Genomic DNA, 22258 nt, shown 5'->3' with positions numbered 1-22258 from the left:
ATTGTCTATGGCAATCGTCTTTTTTGTATTTTTACATAAAAATAATAAAATTTTATAACAATTTTAGTTAAAAAGTAGTATAATGTTGTAAGTTTATAAAATGCGTTTTATAAACATCATTTGTTAATGCACATCAAAGATACTGTGCGAAGAATAAGGGGAGTGTTATGAAAAGTTTTAAACTGACAAAAGAAGAAGCTACAATGTTAGCACAAAAATATGCTACACCATTAGAGGTGATTTCTTTAGAGCATATTGAGGAAAATTATAATTTATTGTGCAAACATATACCGAGGTTGAAGGTTTTTTATGCAATCAAAGCTAATTCAGCGAAATGTATTTTGGAAAAGCTGATAAAATTAGGCTCTAATTTTGATGTCGCTTCAGCCGGAGAGATAAGGCTATTGTCTAAAATGGGTGTATCAGGGGAGAAAATGATTTATGCTAATCCTGTAAAGACGGTAGAAGGGCTGATTGAAGCTAGTAAGGTAGGTATAAAGCGATTTACTTTTGACAGTGAAAATGAAATTGATAAAATAAAAAAATATGTACCAGATGCAGAAGTTTTAGCTCGTGTGAAGATTAAACAATCTGATGCTATTGTAAATTTAAATATAAAATTTGGTGCAGATGAAACTAAAATTTTATATTTATTAAATTATGCAAAAGCTAATGGTTTAAAAGCAAATGGGATATGTTTTCATGTAGGTAGTCAGGTTTTATCTACAAAATCATATGAAAAGGCATTTTCATTAGCACGAGGTTTAATAGATAGATTAAAAGCTAGTGGACTAGATATAAAATATATGGATATTGGTGGCGGTTTACCTGTAGCATGTTTAGATAAAGATGTTGATGCAGAAAAAATCATGAAAAGTATAAATGATTGTTTAGCTGATTTTGAAGATGTAGAAGTTTGGGCTGAACCTGGTCGATATATTTGCGGTAGTGCAGTAAATGTGATTACTTCTATAATTGGTAAACAAATGCGTGATGAAAAACAATGGTATTATATAGATGATGGTATATATGGTTCTTTTTCGGGAATTTTATTTGACCATTGGGATTATGATATAATATCATTGAAAGATGAAGATAATACTTATGAAAAAGCCACTATAGCAGGTCCAAGCTGTGATTCGTTGGATATAGTAAAAAAAGAAATGTATTGCCCTAAATTAGATGAGGGCGATTTATTAATAGCCTTAAATGCTGGGGCTTATAGTAAAGTATCAGCTACAACTTTTAATGGCTTTTCTTTACCAAAAACAGTGGCATTAGAATAGTATTTTTGAGAGGAGGAAATACCATAAATAAAGCATCTATTGCCAATTTATTAGTGATTGTTTTAGTTTTATGTGGTATATTTTTTACAATGTCTCCTGAAAGCCAAGAAGGATATAGTTCTTTTATGGAAATAATGTTAGGTTTAGTAGGAGTATTTGTAGTTGTAACTGTCGTTAGAATGATAGTGGCAAATAAAAGAAATAAATAAAGTAAAATAGTTAAAATTAATTTATTTAATATTGAGATTAAAATTCCTATATTTTTATATAGGAATTTTTTTTATGATATACTAGATTTAGTTTTAAAAGGAGGTTTTTTGATGGAGCAAAATAATACACCTTTGTATACAGCAATGAAAAAATATATTGAAGATAAAGCAATGGCTTTTCATACACCAGGACATAAACAAGGTAAAGGTGCTGCAAATGAACTTCATGAAATGATAACAGATACAGGTCTTAAGATGGAAGTATCTTTGATGGAAGAATTAGATGATATACATGGAGCTTCTACTTGTATAAAACAGGCACAAGATTTGGCAAGTGATTTATATGGTGCAGATGAAACTAGATTTTTTATCAATGGAACAACAGGTGCTATTCATGCGATGATTTTAACAGCTGTAAATCCTGGAGATAAGATAATAATACCTAGAAATGCACATCGTTCCGTACTTGGCGGTTTAGTTTTAGCAGGGGCAATACCTGTATTTATTCAACCAGAAATAGATGAAAATTTAGGTATTGCTATGAGCATTACGAAAACTGAATTAGAAAAAGTAATACGTGAAAATAAAGATGCTAAAGCTGTAGTAATGGTTTATCCTACATATTATGGAGTAGCAGGGGATATACAAAGCATAGCTAATTTAGTGCATGAAAATAATATGTTATTATTAGTTGATGAAGCACATGGGCCACATTTAGCTTTTTGTGATAAATTGCCAATACAGGCATTATCAGCAGGAGCAGATATTGTTGCACAAAGTACGCATAAAATAGTAGGTTCAATGACACAAACCTCTTTATTGCATATGAAAAAACAACGCGTAGATGTAGAGCGTTTTAATAAAATGTGCAGTTTAGTGCAGTCGACAAGCCCTAATTATTTATTATTAGCTTCACTTGATATAGCACGCAGACAGATGGCAATGGAAGGTAAAGATTTAGTCGGTAGAGCTGTGCAATTAGCGGAAGATTTACGTGAGCAAATCAATAAAATTCCAAATCTAAGCTGTTTTGGTCATGAATATATGAACAGTGAAGGCAAATATGATTTAGATGTAACAAAAATAACTGTTTGTGTGCGTAAATTGGGGATAAGTGGAGCTCAGGCAGAACAGATTTTGCGACATAAATATAAAATTCAATGTGAATTATCCGATATGTATAATTTATTATTTATTATTTCCTATGCTGATAGTGAAAAAGAATGTGCGTATTTATTAAATGCTTTGCAAGAATTAGCAAAATCTTTCCAGGATAAAGAGACAAATCCTTTAGTACAGATTAATTTGCCAAGTATTCCTCGTTATGTTTTATCACCAAGACAAGCAATGTTTGCTAAGACGAAGAAAGTAAAATTTGAGCAAAGTGTAGGCAAAATAGCTGGAGAATTGATTACATTTTATCCACCAGGAATACCTGTGATTTATCCAGGGGAAGAAATAAGTAAAGAAATTATTGATTATGTATTGTTGCAAAAACAAAATGGGGGCAATATAATAGGCCCAGAAGATATGAATTTAGAAAATATTAATATAGTGGAGGAATAATGGTGAAAGGAAAGCTCATAATCATTGAAGCTGGTGATGGTTGTGGTAAAGCTACACAGACTAAGCTTTTATATGATAGATTAAATCAAGCAGGTTACAAGGTAAAAAAAGTAGAGTATCCAGATTATGAAAGTCCAGCATGTACACCGGTAAAAATGTATTTGCAAGGTGAGTTTGGCGGTCATGTAGATGATGTAAATGCCTATGCTGCTTCGGTATTATTTGCTGTGGATAGATATGCTTCATATCGTATGAAATGGAAAAAAGATTATGAAGAAGGCACTATTATTTTAGCAGATAGATATACTACTTCTAATATGGTTCATCAAGCTGTAAAAATAGAAGATAGTAAAATGCGTGATGAATTTTTATCATGGCTTTGGGATACAGAATTTACGAAAATGGGGCTTCCTGTGCCGGATAAAGTTATTTTCTTGAATATGCCACCAGATATTAGCAATAAATTGATTGATAATAGAGCTAAAAAAGATAATCGTAAAAAAGATATTCATGAACAGGATAAAAATTATTTAGAAAAATGCCATGAAGTTTATCAAGAAATGGCAAATCGCTATGATTGGGATATCGTAGAATGTGCAAAGGATAATCAGTTAAGAACTATAGAAGAAATTCATGAAGATGTTTGGCAAAAAATCCAAGGTCTGATTAAATAAAAATAGTAGATAAAAGTCTATAAACTTTATAATTAAATAGCTTTATGATATACTAAGTTTTAGTCATAAAAAATAAATTATGGCTAAAACTTTTTTATTAATGAAAATTTTGCTATCTAAATATATGTAAGAGTAAAGGATGTTCAGTATGAGTCAAGAAAAGAATAGCATATTGAAAGATGATTTCTATTCCATGATACAGATGCAACGCGTAAAAGTAGATGATGAATATAAATTATTATTGCAAAATCCTAATAATGAACAGATGCAAGTATATCAAACACTCATTAAAGATTTTGTAACTATGGCTGTAAAACAATTTTATATTGTAGTGATGAGTTCTGCTAAAGAAGAATTACCACAATATAATTTATACGATTATGCAAATAAAGTAGATGATTTATTATTAAATATCAATCAATGTATTGAAAATGAAGATACAGTATCTTTGACACAATATCACAAACAAATAGATGAACTTTTAGATAAGTTTATCTACATAAATTAAGATGATTAGTTGGCAAAATATTTATGGGCATGAGCAAATAAAAGCGGATTTACAATTATTATTGCAAGAAAATAAATTGCCTCATGCCTTATTATTTTCAGGAATTGATGGTATTGGTAAATTATTGACGGCTAAGATGTTAGCTAAATCGCTACTTTGCTGTAATTCGCAACAAGGCAATATGGCTTGTGGTTATTGTAATTCTTGCAAGATGTTTGATGAACAAAATCACCCTGATTTTTATTATTTGGAGCCAGAAGGTAAAACAAGAAAATTGATTAAGATTGAGCAAATTCGTCAAATACAAGCAAAAATAGCTTTATCGCCATATCTGTCAGATAAACAAGTGGTGATTATAAATGATGCTCAATATTTAAATGATACAGCAGGAAACAGTTTGCTTAAGACTCTAGAAGAGCCAATAGGCGAAGTGTTTTTTATTTTAATCACTTCTAATAAAGATATGATACTGCCTACTATATTATCGCGTTGTATGAAGATATATTTTGCGCCTCTTTCTTATCTAGATGTGGCGAAGGTTTTACAACAAAAAATACAGATTGAAGAAGATAAAGCTAAAATCATTGCTAGATTGTCTGGTGGCAGTATATTAAAAGCTATGCAATTTATTGATGATGATGCTCTAGCCTTAAGACAAAAGGCATTATCTTGTCTTCAAGACAATTTTTCCATAAAAGATATATGGTCATTTATTGATGAATTATCAAGTTTTGAGCGAAATAAGATAAATGATATAATGAGTCATTTACAAATGCTATTGAGAGACTTATTACTGATGAAGGTTAATAAAGATAGTGATATTATTTATAATCAGGATATAAAAGATGATTTATTGAATATACAAAACAAGTATGATGAAGTTAATCTATTAACTAAATTGACCTTAGTAGAAGAGATTTTAAAACGGTTAAATTCTAATGCAGATATAAAACTCATCTTGCAGAAATTTATTTTAGATTGGCAAAATAAATAAACGAGAAATAGACAGGAGGGCACTTTGTGCAGACCGTTGTAGGTGTAAGATTTAAAAAAGCTTGTAAAATATATTATTTTGGGTTAGGTGGATTGGAATTATCCCAAGGTGATGGCGTAGTAGTAAAAACTGCTCGTGGTGTTGAATTTGGAACAGTTGTTATAGGGCCACGTGATGTACCAGATTCAGAAGTTGTACAGCCATTAAAAGATGTACAAAGAAAAGCAACACAAGAAGATATTGATAAGTTGGCAGAAAACAGCGAAAAGGAAAAAGAAGCTTATGCTATTTGTGAAGAAAAAATTCGCTTGCGCGAATTGCCAATGAAACTCATCAGCGTAGAATATACTCTTGATGTGAATAAGATAATTTTTTACTTCACTGCTGAAGGTAGAATTGACTTTAGAGAATTAGTAAAAGATTTGGCAGCAGTATTCCATACTCGTATTGAACTTCGTCAAATTGGCGTACGTGATGAAGCAAAATTATTAGGTGGAATAGGTTGCTGTGGTAGACCACTTTGCTGTGCTACTTTTTTAGGCGATTTTGAACCAGTATCCATTCGTATGGCGAAAGACCAGAGTTTATCTTTAAATCCAACAAAAATATCTGGTATTTGCGGTCGTTTGATGTGTTGTTTAAAATATGAAAATGATTTATACCAAGGTTGTTGCAAACAAAATAGTATTATTGCTCCGCCAAAACAAGGTAGTCGTGTAGTATCTATGGAAGGCGAAGGAAAAGCTATTTCTATCAATATGCAAAAACGCACTGTAACTGTATTATTAGACTCTAAGAAAACTATTGTGGCTTCATGGGAAGATGTTGTAGAAAAAGATGACGATGATATCTGATTGGAATTTAAATTTAAAAGAAAATGAACGTATAGATGATTTATTAGCTGGCGGATTGAAAATAATTCAAAATAATAAAGAATTTTGTTTTTCCATTGATGCTGTATTATTGGCACATTTTGTAACTGTACGTAAAAATGCTAAAGGCTTAGATTTAGGCACAGGAACAGGTGTTATCCCCTTATTATTATCCAATAGAGCGATGAAAATGGACGCTTTGGAGATAAATCCTGTAACTTGTGAAATTGCCAAACGCAATATGGTCATGAATAAGCTTCAAGACAAGATTTGCGTTCAAGAAGGCGATTTATGCAAGATAAAAGAGTATTATAAACCTCAATCTATGGACTTTGTTGTATCCAATCCACCTTATCGTCAAATAAATCAAGGTCATTTAAATATTTTAGATGGAGTGGCAAGAGCTAGACATGAAATAACAGCTACACTTGATGATGTAGTGCGTGCAGGTAGTTTTGTATTGAAGAGAAAAGGTCGTTTTGCCATGGTACATTTGCCAGAGCGACTAGGCGAAATCATGGTGGCTTTTCACAAATATAATATTGAAGCGAAAAGACTGCAATTAGTGCAACCAAAACGAGATAAAGCACCGAATATAGTCTTGATTGAAGGTGTCAAAGAAGGCGCTCCAGGTGGATTGAGTGTAGAGCCAGCGCTTATTGTCCATGAAGATAATGGTGATTATACAAGAAAATTAATGGAATATTATTATCCAGATAGATTGTAAGAGGCGAGGTGAATATATATGGTAGAAAATAAAAATGGCTGTTTATATTTAGTAGCTACTCCTATTGGAAATTTAGAAGATATGACTTATCGTGGAGTTAGAATTTTAAATGAAGTAGATTTAATAGCAGCTGAAGATACAAGAAACACACGAAAATTATTATCACATTATGATATTCATACAGCGCTTACAAGCTATCATGAACATAATAAATTTGAAAAAGGGCCACAGCTTATAACAAAACTTCAAGAAGGATTAAATATCGCTGTAGTAAGTGATGCAGGTCTTCCAGGAATTGCTGACCCTGGTACGCATTTAGCACAACTAGCGATACAAGAAGGTATAAAAGTAACGCCTATTCCTGGAGCAAATGCAGCCTTATCGGCACTTATTTGTTCTGGTATAGATACAAGAAAATTCACTTTCATAGGATTTTTGCCCAAGACAAGTAAAAAGCGCAAAGAATTATTAGAGTCTATAAAACTTAGAGAAGAAACATTGATTTTTTATGAAACACCATATCATCTAAAAGATATGTTGAAAGAATTAATGAATGTTTTAGGTAAAGATAGACAGGCTTCAACTTGTAGAGAGCTTACGAAAAAATTTGAAGAATTTAATCGTGGCACTTTAGAAGAATTGGTAAATTTCTTCCATGAAAATGAACCTCGTGGTGAATTTGTAGTTATTGTATCTGGAATTACTGAAGAAATGTTAAATGAACAAGAAGATACAAAAGAAGATATCTCTCCTGTGAAATATGTGCAGGACTTAATGGAAAAGGGCATAAACAAAAAAGAAGCCATGCGTATGGCTGCAAAAGCTTTAAATATGAGTAGACGAGATATTTATCAAGCATTATTAAAAGATGATTGATATTTTATGTATTTGATATAAAATAAAAACTCTGCTATATCTAAATTGATATTTTGGATATAACAGAGTTTTTTTATTAAAGCTTAGATAATAGAGTTGTTTGTGTTGGTTGAGGTAAATCTGTTTCAGGAAGTGGAAGTGCAGAAGTTTTTACTTCTTGAGGAATTTCATCAACTGTAGTGTTATTTAGATGAGAAATTCTAATATTTAAATTGAATTTGCTGAGATTTAGATAATTTTTAAATGTATTGCGCAATACATAACCATTCACATCAGAAAATTCTTCATCAGGAATACTATCTAAAACTTCATTACCAAATTCTTGAATATTATTGGAGAAATCTGTTTTTAAATTAGTTATGGATTGAGATTTTTTATCAATGGTCAATTCATAAGAAATTTTTCTAGGTTTAGCAAGACTTTCTACTAATTGAGGATTTTTGGCTAGTAGATTATCTAGTTTTTCTAAATTTTGCTTTTGTTTATCATCTTTAGCATAAAGAGTTTTTAATTCTGCCTTCATGCCTTCATCTAAAATTGGTCTAGTATAAGTTACATAGATTTTAGCAGTATTTTTATTCACATCATACATAAATATATTAGTGATATTTTGAGTGAATTTATCTAAATTAAATTGTTTTTTTTGGGAGAATAATTCATTGGCATTATCAGCAAGTGTTGTACTAGATATATACCATTGGTCAGGATTTATATCATTGATGAGAGGAGTTGTTTTCATCTTTAAATATTGATTTAAATTATTATCAGCAATCTCAGTATAAAATTGAGTTGTAGCTTCAAATTTAATAGTATCTATCCAGCTATTAAAAGAAATATTCATATTACCAGATGTATTCATTAATTCAGAGTATTTACCATCGACAATGATATCACCATCAGCAAGTGGACTTGTCATAGATAAATTGATTTTATAAGTCAAATTTTTAGCATTAGCAGTATTTTCTACAGCTTGTTTGAGGTAATCAATGGCTTCATCTTGTGCTTTATTAGCAAAAACTGTGCTACTAAAACAAAATACAAATAAAGATAATAGTAAAATTAATAAATGCTTCGATTTCATAGTATTCATAGTATCGCCACCTTTATACTTTTTCTTTAATTATACCATAGATTATTAGTAGGTTAATATTTTTATTATGGATTTTTTTGTATTTGTTGTATAATAAATTAGATACAAATTTTTAAAGGAGGAATTATTGTTGGCTAAACAATCTTTTTATATAACTACGCCAATTTATTATCCTAGTGCAAAACTTCATATCGGTCATGCTTATTGTACAACAATTGCAGATAGTATTGCTCGTTATAAACGTTTATCCGATTTTGATGTATTTTTCTTAACTGGTTCTGATGAACACGGTCAAAAAATTGAACAGAAAGCCGAAGAACAAGGTGTTACACCTATTGAATATGTAGATAAAATAGTTGCAGGCTTCCAAAATTTATGGAAAAGATTAAATATCTCTAATGACGATTTCATTCGTACTACACAAAAACGCCATGAAAAAGTAGTACAAGAAGTTTTCAAACGCATTTATGAAAAAGGCGATATTTATAAAGGTGCATATAAAGGCTTATATTGCACACCTTGCGAAAGCTTCTGGCTCGAACGTCAATTAGTTGATGGTAAATGCCCAGATTGCCATCGTGAAGTGAAAGAAGTAGCAGAAGAAGCATATTTCTTCAAGATTTCTAAATATGCTGATCGCTTACTTGAATACATTGAAGCAAATCCAGATTTCATTCAGCCAGTATCTCGCAGAAATGAAATGATTAATTTCATTAAACAAGGCTTAGAAGATTTATGTATTTCTCGTACATCTTTTGACTGGGGTATTCCTGTGCCAATTGATGAAAAACATGTAATTTATGTATGGTTTGATGCACTTACAAACTATTTAACACCAATTGGTTATTTAGATGACCCAGAAAAATTCAACAAATTCTGGCCAGCAGACCTTCACCTTGTAGGTAAAGAAATTGTTCGCTTCCATACAATTATTTGGCCAATAATCTTAATGGCACTTGATTTACCACTTCCTAAAAAAGTATATGGTCATGGTTGGCTTGTAGTTGATGGCGATAAAATGAGTAAATCTAAAGGAAATGTAATCGATCCAATCGGCTTAATTGACGAATTTGGCGCAGATGCTATCCGTTATTTCTTACTTCGTGAAATCAATTTAGGTCAAGACGGTAACTTCTCTCGTGATGCTTTGATTTCTCGCATTAACTCTGACCTTGCAAATGACCTTGGAAACTTATTACATCGTACACTCAGTATGATTAATAAATATAATAAAGGCATTATCGAACAGCCTGGCGATATTCGTGAAGTAGACCAAGCATTAATTGATGATGCTACAAAAACTATTGCTGAATATAAAAACTACATGGATAATATGAAACTCAGCGATAGCATCAAACTTGTATGGTCATTTATCAGCCGTACAAATAAATATATTGATGAAACTACTCCATGGGTTTTAGGTAAAGATGAAGCTAGAAAAGCTGAATTAAATCGTGTACTTTATGATTTAGTAGAAAGCTTACGTGCAATCAGTGTAATGATTGAGCCATTCATTCCTACTACAGCTCGTCGTATTTGGGCTCAATTGAATTTACCACAAAACTTTGATGAAATTCGCATCAGCGATATCGAAGGTTGGGGCAAAACTCCTGTAGGTATTCAAATCAATAAACCAGAACAGCTCTTCCCTCGTATTGAAATCGAAGAAGAAAAACCAGAAGCTAAAAAAGAAGTAAAAGAAAATAAAAAAGCTAAAAAAGAAGAACAAAAAGCTCCAGAAAAAGCCAAAGAAAATGAAGATGGCATGATTGGCATAGAAGATTTTAGCAAAATTGATTTACGTGTAGTAGAAATCTTAGCTGCTGAACCTGTGCCAAAAACAGATAAACTCATGAAAATACAAGTTTCTTTAGGCGATGAAGAAAGAACAGTAGTATCTGGTATTGCTAAACACTACAAACCAGAAGATTTAATTGGCAAACATGTAGTTTTAGTTGCTAATTTAAAACCTGCAAAACTTCGTGGTGTAATGAGCCATGGTATGCTTTTAGCTGCTTCTAAAGGCGATGAACTTCAAATAGTAGAAACTACAATGCCTGTAGGTAGTAAGGTGAAATAATGTTAGTAGATACACATGCACATCTTGATGATTTAAAATACGAAGAAGATAGACAAGAAGTAATAGCTAGAGCAAAAGCTGAAGGTACAACAAGAATTATTACTATGGGTGATACTATGGAGTCCTCATTTAATGCTATTAAAATTGCAGATAATTTTGATGGTGTTTTTGCAGGAGCTGGAGTACATCCACAAGAAGCTTTGAGCATACAAAGCAATAAAGATTATGATACTTTAGCAGAACTTATGACTTTACCAAAGGTTAAAGTTTTAGGTGAAATTGGCTTAGATTATTATTATGAAAATGCTCCTCGTGAAGTTCAGCGTGAAGTATTTATTCGTCAATTAGATGTAGCAAGACAAATGCATATGCCAGTTAGCATACATGACCGTGATGCTCATGGTGATACTATGGCAATCTTGAAAAAAGAAGGAAAAGGGCTTACAGGCTCAATACATTGTTTTTCTGGTAGCTATGAAATGGCAAAAGAATTATTAAAGATGGGTTGGTTCTTAGGTGTTGACGGACCGCTTACTTTTAAAAATTCAGCAAAATTGCCAGAAATAGTGGCAAAAATTCCTTTGGAAAGATTGCTTTTAGAAACAGATTGCCCATATTTAGCACCTGTTCCTAAACGTGGCAGACGTAATGAACCAGCATATGTAAAATATATAGCAGAAAAGGTAGCAGAGATTAGAAATATTTCTTTAGAAGAAGTAGCAAATCAAACAACTAAAAATGCTATAGAAGTATTTAATTTATAAAATAAAAGCTTTTCTTTAAGTGGAAATTAAATTCCTTTAAAGAAAAGCTTTTTTATCTTGCTTTTATATAAATAATATTAATTTTTATAGAATAGAATTATATATGCAATTAATAATTATACAAAAAACACAATAAATGATATATATGTGAAATAGATTAATTATAAGTAAAATTTCTGTATTTATTTTTATGAGCCGTTTGCATTTAAATGCCTTATTTATTTACATGAAATACATCATATTTTAGGTGTAAACACATAGAAAAATCCTTTATTTATAAGGTTTTTTACTAGATTACAATTTACAATTTTACAAGTACAAATGTTACATATTTATGAAGAAATTTGACACAAGTGTAAATACTTGGTATAATATCTTTTCGTAAAGGAGGAATTCAATGGATTTTAAAAACCTATTAAGCCACAATTTAACAAAATGTAAACTAACTGCAGTAGTGGTTTTATGTTTTGCAATGGCTACATTAACTGGATTTGTAACAGCAAATAAAAATGTCACAATTGTAGCAGATGGTAATAAAATGGTAGTCAATACGGTCTATGATAATCCAAAGAATATATTGAAGCAAGCTGGTATAAAGTTAGATAATGGAGATGATTATACAGTATCTACAGGTAATATAACTGATAATGCTGTAATTACAATTAATCGTGCAATGCCAGTAACTGTAGAAATTGATGGAGATACAAAAGTAGTAAAAACCACAAAGAAAACTGTGGGAGAATTGATATCTTCAATGAATTTAGATGAAGATAAGTATTTTGTTGAGGGCGGTAAAGATACTCAGCTACATACTGATGCAAAAGTAAAAGTTTTAAATGTTTCTAGTAAATTAGTATTAAGAGATGAAGTACAAAATTATCAGGTGATAAAAGAGCCAGATAGCTCTATGATCCGTGGTAATGAAGAAGTAATTCAAGCTGGAAGAAATGGTTTAAATAGATTATTAGTTAGAGAAAAATATCATAAAGGTATTAAAGTGGGAGAAGAAGTAGTACAAACTTCTCAATTAGTTCGTCCTGTAAATCAGGTTGTTCGTGAAGGCACAGCAGAACCGATGAATACTATTGGTTTGAGATCATATTCTCAAGTATTGTATATGGAAGCTAGTGCATATTTACCTTATGATGGTGGCGGTGCTGGATATACGGCGCTTGGTATTCCTGCTCGTTATGGTGTAGTAGCTGTAGACCCAGATATTATTCCACTTGGAACACGTGTATATATTCCAGGTTATGGTGAAGCTATTGCAGCAGATACTGGCGGTGCGATTAATGGCTATATGATTGATTTATGTATGGAAGATTATACTCAAGCTATAGCTTTTGGTCGTCGTGGTGTAGAAGTTTATATTTTAGATTGATATTTGTATAAATTGATTTAAAATAGTAGGATAGATAGAAAATTATATATAAAGATGAAAAAGAGTCTGTAAGTTTACAGGCTCTTTTTGTCTAGAGTATATGGCTTTTTACTTGCGTTTTTTGATATATTTTTGTTATACTAAAAAAATATGAGTTTATTTGTAATATTTTAGTTTAGTTGAAAAATAAGTGAGAAGGTTTTTAATGATAAAAGAAGTTTTAGTTGTAGAAGGAAAAATGGACGTTGTAGCCATTAATAAAGCAGTTGAAGCTGATTGTATTATCACAGAAGGTTTTAATTTATTGCCTAAGACTATAAAAAATATTAGAGCTGCTTATGAAAAACGTGGCATTATTATTTTAACTGACCCAGATTCAGCTGGAGAGCGAATTCGCACATATTTAACAAGAAGATTTCCTAATGCAAAGCACGCTTTTGTACCTTGTGAAGAAGCTACTGCAAATGATGATATCGGTATAGAGCAGGCAAGTCCTGAAGCTATTCGTAAAGCATTGGCTAAAGTGCGTACAATGAATTGGAAACCTAGTGATGAATTTAGTGCTACTGATTTAATTTTAAATCGCTTAAATGGTTTTGCAAATTCTGGTGTTCGTAGGGCAAAATTAGGTGCTATTTTAGGAATTGGTTTTGCCAATGCTAAAACTTTTTTACGCAGATTAAATAATTATGGAATTACTAGAGATGAATTTAATCAAGCTTTAGCAAAATTAAATTCAGAAAATGATATTAATGAAGTTGGAAATAAATAATAAATTGGAGGAATTTTAATTAATGAAGCAACCTACTATTGCTAATAAGAAGGTTACAAGATATATTTTACAGCGTTTTGGCATTCATATGAGCAAACGCTTAGGACAAAACTTTTTAATAGATGCTAATATTGTACAGGGCATTGTAGATGCAGCAAATGTACAGGAAAATGATAGAGTATTAGAAATCGGCCCTGGTATCGGTACTTTGACTCAAGCTTTAGCTGAAACTGGAGCAGAGGTTACTTGTGTAGAATTAGATAAAAGATTGCCAGAAGTTTTGGCACATACTTTAGAGGCTTATGACAATGTGCGTGTTATTCAAGGAGATATTTTAAAAGTAAATATTCCAGAAATCATGGGGGATAAACCATTTAAAGTAGTAGCTAATTTGCCATATTATATTACTACACCAATTATCATGGCTTTGCTCGAAAAACATTTGCCCATAACAGATATCGTAGTAATGGTACAAAAAGAAGTAGCAGAACGTATGGCAGCACAGCCAGGCGGTAAAACATATGGTGCTTTATCTGTAGCAGTGCAGTATTATACAGTGCCTGAAATCGCTTTATATGTACCACCACGTTCTTTTATGCCACCTCCAGAAGTGGATTCTGTAGTAGTGAACTGTAAAGTTAGACAGATTCCTGCCGTAGAACTTATTGATGAAAAAATGTTCTTTAGAGTGGTAAAAGCAGCTTTTGGTCAACGTCGTAAGACTTTAAATAATGCTTTAAAATCCATGGGCGTAGATAAAAATATCATCGCTGATGTATTAGATAAAGCTGGAATAGAAGCAACTCGTCGCGGAGAAACTTTGACTATGGAAGAGTTTGGAGCTATTGCTAATATTTTGGCACAAATGGCAAAACAGGAGGCATAATTTATGAAATTTGTTTCTTGGAATGTAAATGGTCTTCGTGCTTGTATGAATAAAGGTTTCATGGAAACTTTTCAAACTTTAGATGCAGATATTTTTTGTTTACAAGAAACAAAAATGCAACCTCATCAATTAGAATTAGACTTACCGGGATATAAACAGTATTGGAATAGTGCAGAAAAAAAGGGTTATTCAGGTACAGCTATTTTTACTAAAGTAGAGCCATTAAATGTAAGTTATGGTTTAGATATAGAAGAACATGACCATGAAGGTCGTGTAATTACTTTAGAATTTGATAAATTCTTTATGGTTTGCGTATATACACCAAATTCTAAGCGAGAATTAGAGCGCTTGGATTACCGTATGCAGTGGGAAGATGCTTTTCGCAATTATTTAGTTGAATTAAACAAGCAAAAACCTGTCGTGATGTGTGGAGATTTAAATGTTGCTCATAAAGAGATTGATTTAAAAAATCCTAAGACAAATCGCCGTAGTGCAGGTTTTACTGATGAAGAACGCAGTAAAATGACCGAATTATTACAAGCAGGTTTTGTCGATACTTTCCGCTATCTTTATCCGGATAAAACAAGCATTTATTCATGGTGGTCATATATGCGAAAAGCTCGTGAAAATAATGCTGGGTGGAGAATTGATTATTTTATCGTATCTAAAGATATTGAAGCAAATATAAAAGAAGCTGGCATTCACAATGAATTTTTTGGTAGTGACCATTGTCCAGTTAGTTTGGAATTAGATATTTAAATAAAATGGCAATAGACTTTTTTTTAAGCCTATTGCCATTTTTTATTCTTCAAAACTGTATTCAATTATGCTACCAGATGGACAAGAAACTTCTTTTCCTTTAAATAGTAAACCTGAAAAAGGAACGATAATACTACTTGCTATATTGGCATAATTTTTGCCACCTTTTAATTTTAAATCGCAAGGAAATTCTAAAATACTGCCATCAGTTAAGGTGATATTATTTAATTTTATGCGGATAATAGCACTTTCCCCAAGCAATCTACTGCCATGGATTTTAGTAATCATACCTTGAAGTTTTGTATCTTTAGGTAAAATGATTTCGTTGTTAACAACTAAATCTTGGTGAAGACGGAAGTTGATTAAATCGTATTTATGATTAGTTTTACTGTCTAAATTATCTATATTTATTATTTGCATAGTAGTTTTTTCTGGTAAATGTAAATAAGTAGTAGTATTAGTTGTGGTATTTTGGGTATTTGTATTATTTTGAGCATAAGTTATAGAAGGTAAGTAAATAATACAAGATAAAATAATTATTAAAGTAAGAAAAACAGATTTTGGTGACATAAAAAAATCCTTTCATATTAAAAAATATATTAACATTATAATAGATATATTTAATTAAGTTAAGATAATTATTTATATTGACAGTATAATTATAGAATGATATAATATTACTGTTGTTTAGCACAACATGCCGAAGTGGCGGAATTGGCAGACGCACTTGACTCAAAATCAAGCGTAGTCCCCTACGTGCCGGTTCGAGTCCGGCCTTCGGCACCATTAGTAAATTCAAGGCTTTACAGGTTTTCTGTAAAGCCTTTTTTGCTGTCTAAAAAAGTAAATTTTTAAGATTTGGGCACATTTTGGGCACATGAACTTTTTTAAGAGAATTTTATTGAATAATACAATCTATAATATAAAAAATTTGTTAGTATAATTTATTAGTATTTTTCAAAAAAGTAATGAGTAAAGCTAAATTTTGGCAAATGATAGGACGTGGTACAAGACTTTGTCCAAACTTATTAGATGGTAAAGATAAAGAAAAATTTTATATCTTTGATTTCTGTGGAAACTTTGACTTTTTCCGATTAAATAAGGGAAAAGCAACAAAAAATCAATTATCCATACAAGGAAGTATTTTCTCTTTAGAATTTGATATAGCTTTTAAATTACAGGATATAGCGTATCAAACAGATGATTTAATTGCTTTTAGAGCTTCTTTAGTTGAAAGTATGGTCAATAAGGTTAGAAAATTAGATAAAAGTAATTTTGCTGAAAACAACATTTGAAATATGTGGAAATGTATTCTAACCCTGAAAGTTATAAATTAATTACTTATGAAAATACTTTAGATATAAAAAGAGAATTGGCTCCTTTGATTGAACCTGAAGAAGATAATGCTATTGCTTTACGTTTTGATGCTTTAATGTATGGTATAGAATTAGCTTATTTAATGAATAAAAAAGATGGTAGAAGATATAAAGATTTGAAAGATAAAGTAAAAAGCATTTCTAAAATAGCTAATATACCAGAGATTATAGAGCAAAAAGATATCATAAATAAAATCTTAAATACAGATTATTTGAATGATGATATTGGTATTAATAAATTTGAAGATATTAGAGAAAGATTACGTAATCTAATGAAATATATACCAAAATCACAAATGATATTTGAAACTGATTTTAATGATGAGATTTTATCAAAAACATGGAATGAATCTGACTTAGAAAATGACGATTTAAAAAATTATAAAGAGAAAGCGGAATATTATATTCGTCAGCATCAAAATGAAAAAGTTATTTCTAAGATAAAAACTAATCAGCCTTTAACAACTGATGATATAAAGGATTTAGAAAGAATTCTTTGGAATGAACTTGGTACACAAGAAGATTATAAAAAAGAATATAAAGACAAGCCATTAGGAGAATTCGTCAGAGAAATTGTTGGTTTAGATATGAATGCTGCTAAACAAGCTTTTTCTAGATATCTAAATGAAACTAATTTAGATAGTAGACAGATTTATTTTGTAAATAAGATAATTGAATATATCGTTCAAAATGGAATGATGAAAGATTTATCTGTTCTACAAGAAACACCTTTCACAGATAAAGGCAGTGTAATTGATATTTTCCCTGATATATCTGTTTTTGCAGGCATAAGAACTATCATACAACAAATTAATTCAAATGCATTTATAGCATAAAATATTAATAAAAATAAGCCCTAATAATTTAATGCTAGGGCTTATTTTTATATTAATTTTATTTCATAGATGTTCTTTTTGTAGGTTTATTTCTATTTTTAGTTGTTTTAATCATATTTTTCATTTCTTCCATAACAACAGATTGATTTTTTTGATCCATTTGTTGTTGAAGTATAGATTCTGTCATACCTTTGGGAATATATGGTTTTTGTATAGATTCCCATGTAATTATATCTTTATATCCTAATGCATTAGCCATTGTCTCTAAAAGTTTTTCATGTTCTATCTTTATTTTAGATAATTCTGTATCTGTTGGATTCTCTACATAAAGTTTATCAAGATAAACTTTCCATTGCTTTCTAACAGCTTCATCATCTGCAAAAACAATATCAATTAAATTCAAAGCTTGAACACTTTCATTTGTCCAGCCAAAAATACGATGAGTCATCAATATTTTAAATATCTGCATTTTATCATTTCGTTTTTGATGTTTAATTTGCAATCTTTGTCCAACAATAACTGCGAAAATTGGGATAAATATAAGTGCTATTATATTTAGAATTTCTATCATTTTATTACCTCCAGTTTTTTATTTAATTAAATTATATCTCTTTGTTTAATATGAAGAAAGTTTTCCTTTTGATAAACTAAAAAATTTCAGTTATATATTATATTAATGATAATTATCCTATACTCAGCTCTAGTACAAATGTGCTAGGGCTTATTTTTATGCCCAATTTTATTTAGGAGGAATGTATTATGAAACAAGGTTTAAAATCAATTGAAAGTCTTTATGGAGAACTTATGCGTCAACGTGAAATGAGAAAGGATTTGATAGCAGATACAAGAAGTTTGACAGCCAATACAGAAAAAGGAAAAACTATAATCACTGTAAATACAGGAACCGACCTTTTAGATTATCAAGTAACAGAAATTGCTCACCGCCAAATTGCAGAACGTTTGAATATTCCGTTTAAGTATTATGAAAGAATGAGAACAGATTTTCCAATGCTTTTAGATGCTAATATCAATGGTTGGTTAAAACTAAAAAGTGAAAAACGTATGCTTCGTACATTAGATGGTAACTTACGAGCTTTTCTATCTAATCGTTATCGTAGATTAGATAACCTTGAGCTTGTAGACCATATATTACCAGTTATTGCCCAAATGAAAAATTGTACTATAGCAAGCTGTGATATCACAGAAACTCATCTGTATTTAAAGGTAATCAATAAATCAATGAAGGCAGAAATTGCAAAGGGAGATATTGTACAAGCTGGTTTTGTAGTAAGTAATAGTGAGATTGGTCTTGGAGCTTCAAAAGTTGAGCCACTTGTTTATCGTTTAGTATGTAAAAATGGCATGATTAGCAGAGATTATGCTCATAAAAAATATCATACAGGAAGAAATGTAGAAGATACAGACAATGCATATGAACTATATTCTGATGAAACATTAGAAGCTGATGACAAAGCATATTTCATGAAAGTACAAGATATCGTAAGTGCAGCTGTTGATGAAACTAAATTCTTATTAACAGTAGATAAAATGCGTCAGGCAAAAACTATTTCTACAGGAAATAATCCAGTGGAAACAGTAGAAGTTTTAGGCGATAAATATATCTTAAATAAAGTAGAAAGAGCTTCTGTACTTAGACATTTTATTATAGATAATGATTTCAGTCAGTTTGGTTTAGTTAATGCAGTAACAAGAGCTTCTCAAGATGTAGATAATTATAATCGTGCTACAGAACTTGAAAGAATTGGTGGAACAATTTTAGAAGATAGTATAAAATCCATAAAACAAAATAAATTAGTGTTGTTACCAAGAGATTTAAACCAAGATTTAGGCATAGCTTAATTGCTATGCCTATTATTTTTTTATTAACTATATATTTATTTTGATATATAATATAAATGATAATCATTATATTATGTATTGAGGGGTATTATTTTGGAGATTAAACAATTAGAATATTTTTTAGCTGTTTGTGAACGTGGTAGTATCAATAAAGCAGCTGAGTGCTTGTATACATCACAACCCAATGTGAGTAAAATAATAAATAGTTTAGAACGAGAATTAGGTAGAGAATTATTTAAACGAACACATAAAGGTATAGAAATAACACCTTATGGGAAAACCATATATCAATATGCTGAAGTTATTTTAAAACATATACATTTAATGACAGATATTGCATTACCTATAAATAGTAATAAATTATCAATAGCAACATATAGAAGTGATATTATATCAAATATTTTAACTACTTTTTATGAAAAAAATAATGGTGAAGTATCAATAGAACATTATCAAGGCTCGATAGAGGAAGTAACAGATTATGTAAAAAAAGGAATAACAGAAATAGGATTGATATATGTAGCAGAAAAACAAATGAAAGTTTTTTTACATATTTTATTTCATAAAAAATTAGAGTTTATACCATTAGGAAGCAAATCTATTTGTATATATGTAGGAGAAAAACATCCTTTGTTTAATACGGAGTATATAGAGTTATCTGATTTAAAAACTTTAAAATTTATTAAAGGCATAAAAGATTTTTTTTCATTAGAACATCATTTAGATAAAATAAATATTGGTTTTACTGAATGGGAAAACTTAAATAATTCAGTTTATACAAATAGTGATGCAACAATGGTAAATTTATTAATGAAAACAGACTTATGTAGATTAGGAATATATAGTAAAAAGAAAAAGTATGAACCTTTTAATATAAAAGCTATAAAAATAAAAAATACAGAAGGTATATTAAATATAGGATATGTGTATGTTGAAGGACAAAAGTTAAGTCAGCATGTACAGTCGTTTTTAGAAGACTTTAAAAAAACTATATAATATTTTGTTATAACCAAGGTTTAACAAAATAGAATAAACATATATATTTTTTTTATGATATAATTATTGATGTTGAAAATCGTTATCATAAGGAGGAAATATATGTTAAATCCATTAAAAAAGTTGACTAGTAAAAAAATAACAACAGCAATTTTATCATGTATTATGGCTACAAGCTTATTAACGGGATGTGGTTCTGATTCAAATGTTAGAAATGAACGTCCAAAAGATGAATTAGTTTTTGTTAATTACAGAGATATTCGTGATTTAAATCCACATTTATATGCTGGTGAAATGTATGCTCAAGAGATGCTTTATGAAACCTTGATAACATTAACTGATGAAGGATATAAAGGTGTGCTTGCTGAATCATGGGATATCAGTCCAGATGGTACTACATATACTTTCCATATTAGAGATGGTGTAAAATTCTCTGATGGAGAAGTTTGTGATGCTTATGCAATAAAAGCTAATTTTGATGCAATTATAGAGAATAAAGAGCGTCATACATGGTTAGAAATGATGCATTTATTAGATAGTGTATCTGCACCAGATGCTAAAACTTTTGTTATTAAATTAACTAAACCATATTATCCAATGCTTACAGAATTGAGTGTTACTAGACCATTTGCAATGATATCTCCTAAAGCAATGAAAAATGGTAGTACTAAAAATGGTGTAAATGAATATATTGGTACAGGACCATATATCTTAAAAGAAGTAGTTACTGATGAATATGCTATTTTTGAAGCTAATCCTAACTATTGGGGTGAACAACCTAAAATTAAGAAAATATTGGTAAAAGTTATACCAGATAATCAAACAAGAATAATGGCTTTGGAAAAAGGTGAGATTGATTTGATTTTTGGTAAAAATATGCTAGATGTTGATTCTATTAAGAAATTTGAGGAGAATTCAGATTTTACAGTAGCTTTATCTGAAGCAACATCAACTCGTCAGATAGTATTAAATACAACAAATAATATTTTAAAAGACAAAACAATACGCCAAGTATTACAACATGCTACTAATAAACAAGCTATTTCTGATGGAATTTTTTATGGTGTAGAAAAACCAGCTGATACTTTATTTGCGAAAACTATCCCATATTGTAATATTGATTTAAAACCTTATGTTTATGATACAAATTTAGCTGAAAAAATGTTAGATGAAGCAGGATGGACTAAAGGTAATGATGGAATTCGCATGAAAGATGGGAAAAAATTAAATTTATCATTATTATATAACAGCGATAGTGTAACAGAAAAATCTATTGCAGAATATCTACAATCTGAATACAGTAAAATAGGTATTTCTTTAAATATTTCAGGAGAAGAAGAACAGTCCTATAGAGATAAAATGAAAGCTGGAAACTTTGATATGGTATTTAATATTTGTTGGGGAACACCATACGATCCACAATCTTCATTAGCAGCAATGAGACTTCCTGTATATGGTGATTATGCTGCACAGCAAGGCTTAGAAGATAAAGCTCAAATTGATGAAGCAATTACAAATATTATGATTTCAACTGATGAGGCTAAACGTCAAGAATTGTACAAATTTGTATTAACTCGTTTACATGATGATGCGGTATATATTCCATTAACTTATGAATGTAATAAAGCAATATATCGTTCTGATTTGAAAGGAATGCATTTTATGCAAACTCAATATGAAGTACCGTTTCAAGATATGTATATAGAATAATTATTAATAAAAATAAAAGGCTTTCTTCAGTAAGAA

The 22258-nt window shown here is 30.3% G+C and carries 23 protein-coding genes and 1 tRNA gene; 21 read left to right on the top strand and 3 right to left on the bottom strand.

Annotation, left to right across the window (positions count from 1 at the left end; all coding sequences use genetic code 11):
* The first annotated feature begins 167 nt into the window (after nt 1–167).
* The 9 genes from F553_RS0107475 to rsmI all read left to right on the top strand — a co-directional run bounded on the left by F553_RS0107475 (nt 168) and on the right by rsmI (nt 7712).
* Nucleotides 168–1286 (top strand): type III PLP-dependent enzyme, encoded by a 1119-nt coding sequence (locus F553_RS0107475; RefSeq protein WP_018999628.1) that lies wholly within the window; start codon nt 168–170, stop codon nt 1284–1286.
* A gap of 5 nt (nt 1287–1291) precedes the next feature.
* Nucleotides 1292–1495, top strand: a complete 204-nt coding sequence (locus tag F553_RS0107470) for a hypothetical protein (protein WP_018999627.1) — start codon at nt 1292–1294, stop codon at nt 1493–1495.
* A 111-nt stretch (nt 1496–1606) separates the two neighbouring features.
* Nucleotides 1607–3061 carry an aminotransferase class I/II-fold pyridoxal phosphate-dependent enzyme gene (locus tag F553_RS0107465; RefSeq protein WP_018999626.1) on the top strand — a complete coding sequence of 485 codons (1455 nt, stop codon included), beginning with the start codon at nt 1607–1609 and terminating at the stop codon, nt 3059–3061.
* Nucleotides 3061–3735: a dTMP kinase gene (locus F553_RS0107460; RefSeq protein ID WP_015562843.1), complete on the top strand. Its 675-nt coding sequence runs from the start codon at nt 3061–3063 to the stop codon at nt 3733–3735. Before F553_RS0107465 ends, F553_RS0107460 begins: the two co-directional genes overlap by 1 nt.
* A 148-nt stretch (nt 3736–3883) precedes the next feature.
* On the top strand, nt 3884–4243 hold the full coding sequence (locus tag F553_RS0107455) for a hypothetical protein (protein ID WP_018999625.1): 360 nt from the start codon (nt 3884–3886) through the stop codon (nt 4241–4243).
* A 1-nt stretch (nt 4244) separates the two neighbouring features.
* A complete protein-coding gene (holB, locus tag F553_RS0107450; RefSeq protein ID WP_008538725.1) occupies nt 4245–5237 on the top strand; it encodes a DNA polymerase III subunit delta' in 993 nt (330 codons plus the stop codon).
* A gap of 26 nt (nt 5238–5263) precedes the next feature.
* Nucleotides 5264–6091: a PSP1 domain-containing protein gene (locus F553_RS0107445; RefSeq protein WP_018999624.1), complete on the top strand. Its 828-nt coding sequence runs from the start codon at nt 5264–5266 to the stop codon at nt 6089–6091.
* Nucleotides 6081–6836: a tRNA1(Val) (adenine(37)-N6)-methyltransferase gene (locus F553_RS0107440; RefSeq protein ID WP_018999623.1), complete on the top strand. Its 756-nt coding sequence runs from the start codon at nt 6081–6083 to the stop codon at nt 6834–6836. The genes F553_RS0107445 and F553_RS0107440 overlap by 11 nt, the downstream gene beginning before the upstream one ends.
* An 18-nt stretch (nt 6837–6854) precedes the next feature.
* A complete protein-coding gene (gene rsmI / locus F553_RS0107435) occupies nt 6855–7712 on the top strand; it encodes a 16S rRNA (cytidine(1402)-2'-O)-methyltransferase (RefSeq protein WP_018999622.1) in 858 nt (285 codons plus the stop codon).
* 76 nt (nt 7713–7788) lie between these two features.
* On the opposite strand, the gene F553_RS0107430 is transcribed toward rsmI, so the two are convergent.
* A complete protein-coding gene (locus tag F553_RS0107430; protein ID WP_018999621.1) occupies nt 7789–8802 on the bottom strand; it encodes a hypothetical protein in 1014 nt (337 codons plus the stop codon).
* Between the two features lie 130 nt (nt 8803–8932).
* Between F553_RS0107430 and metG the strand changes: the two genes are divergently transcribed.
* From metG to F553_RS0107400, 6 genes are all read left to right on the top strand, one after another.
* Nucleotides 8933–10882, top strand: coding sequence for a methionine--tRNA ligase (gene metG / locus F553_RS0107425; protein WP_018999620.1), 1950 nt, complete (start codon nt 8933–8935; stop codon nt 10880–10882).
* A complete protein-coding gene (locus F553_RS0107420) occupies nt 10882–11646 on the top strand; it encodes a TatD family hydrolase (protein WP_018999619.1) in 765 nt (254 codons plus the stop codon). The genes metG and F553_RS0107420 overlap by 1 nt, the downstream gene beginning before the upstream one ends.
* A gap of 397 nt (nt 11647–12043) precedes the next feature.
* Nucleotides 12044–13027, top strand: coding sequence for a resuscitation-promoting factor (locus F553_RS0107415; protein WP_018999618.1), 984 nt, complete (start codon nt 12044–12046; stop codon nt 13025–13027).
* Nucleotides 13028–13232: 205 nt separating this feature from the next.
* Nucleotides 13233–13799, top strand: a complete 567-nt coding sequence (gene rnmV, locus F553_RS0107410) for a ribonuclease M5 (RefSeq protein WP_018999617.1) — start codon at nt 13233–13235, stop codon at nt 13797–13799.
* Nucleotides 13800–13821: 22 nt separating this feature from the next.
* Complete coding sequence (gene rsmA / locus F553_RS0107405; protein WP_018999616.1) at nt 13822–14685, top strand: 16S rRNA (adenine(1518)-N(6)/adenine(1519)-N(6))-dimethyltransferase RsmA; 864 nt, start codon at nt 13822–13824, stop codon at nt 14683–14685.
* A gap of 3 nt (nt 14686–14688) precedes the next feature.
* Nucleotides 14689–15444, top strand: coding sequence for an exodeoxyribonuclease III (locus tag F553_RS0107400; RefSeq protein WP_018999615.1), 756 nt, complete (start codon nt 14689–14691; stop codon nt 15442–15444).
* 42 nt (nt 15445–15486) lie between these two features.
* On the opposite strand, the gene F553_RS0107395 is transcribed toward F553_RS0107400, so the two are convergent.
* On the bottom strand, nt 15487–16014 hold the full coding sequence (locus F553_RS0107395; RefSeq protein WP_018999614.1) for a hypothetical protein: 528 nt from the start codon (nt 16012–16014) through the stop codon (nt 15487–15489).
* A 129-nt stretch (nt 16015–16143) separates the two neighbouring features.
* Between F553_RS0107395 and F553_RS0107390 the strand changes: the two genes are divergently transcribed.
* The 3 genes from F553_RS0107390 (at nt 16144) to F553_RS12120 (ending at nt 17656) form a co-directional block, all read left to right on the top strand.
* A tRNA-Leu gene (locus F553_RS0107390) sits at nt 16144–16230 on the top strand.
* Between the two features lie 182 nt (nt 16231–16412).
* Entirely contained in the window at nt 16413–16739 is a 327-nt protein-coding gene (locus tag F553_RS12630) for a hypothetical protein (protein ID WP_026296968.1), read from the top strand.
* A gap of 5 nt (nt 16740–16744) precedes the next feature.
* Nucleotides 16745–17656, top strand: coding sequence for a type I restriction-modification enzyme R subunit C-terminal domain-containing protein (locus tag F553_RS12120; RefSeq protein ID WP_244263947.1), 912 nt, complete (start codon nt 16745–16747; stop codon nt 17654–17656).
* 58 nt (nt 17657–17714) lie between these two features.
* Here F553_RS12120 and F553_RS11805 read toward each other — a convergent pair whose 3' ends face one another.
* Entirely contained in the window at nt 17715–18227 is a 513-nt protein-coding gene (locus F553_RS11805; protein WP_018999613.1) for a DUF6680 family protein, read from the bottom strand.
* A gap of 188 nt (nt 18228–18415) precedes the next feature.
* On the opposite strand from F553_RS11805, the gene F553_RS0107370 reads away from it, so the two are divergent.
* The 3 genes from F553_RS0107370 to nikA all read left to right on the top strand — a co-directional run bounded on the left by F553_RS0107370 (nt 18416) and on the right by nikA (nt 22222).
* The gene (locus F553_RS0107370; RefSeq protein ID WP_018999612.1) at nt 18416–19516 is read left to right on the top strand and encodes a DUF932 domain-containing protein; all 1101 of its coding nucleotides are present in this window, start codon (nt 18416–18418) and stop codon (nt 19514–19516) included.
* A gap of 93 nt (nt 19517–19609) precedes the next feature.
* A complete protein-coding gene (locus tag F553_RS0107365) occupies nt 19610–20512 on the top strand; it encodes a LysR family transcriptional regulator (RefSeq protein WP_018999611.1) in 903 nt (300 codons plus the stop codon).
* A gap of 102 nt (nt 20513–20614) precedes the next feature.
* Complete coding sequence (nikA, locus tag F553_RS0107360; RefSeq protein WP_018999610.1) at nt 20615–22222, top strand: nickel ABC transporter substrate-binding protein; 1608 nt, start codon at nt 20615–20617, stop codon at nt 22220–22222.
* Nucleotides 22223–22258: the final 36 nt, after the last annotated feature.

Origin of the sequence: Megamonas rupellensis DSM 19944 (assembly GCF_000378365.1) — a bacterium.
GTDB lineage: Bacteria > Bacillota > Negativicutes > Selenomonadales > Selenomonadaceae > Megamonas > Megamonas funiformis.
The sequence above is the reverse complement of the archived record's forward strand: the minus strand, read 5'-3'. Positions and strand labels throughout refer to the sequence as shown.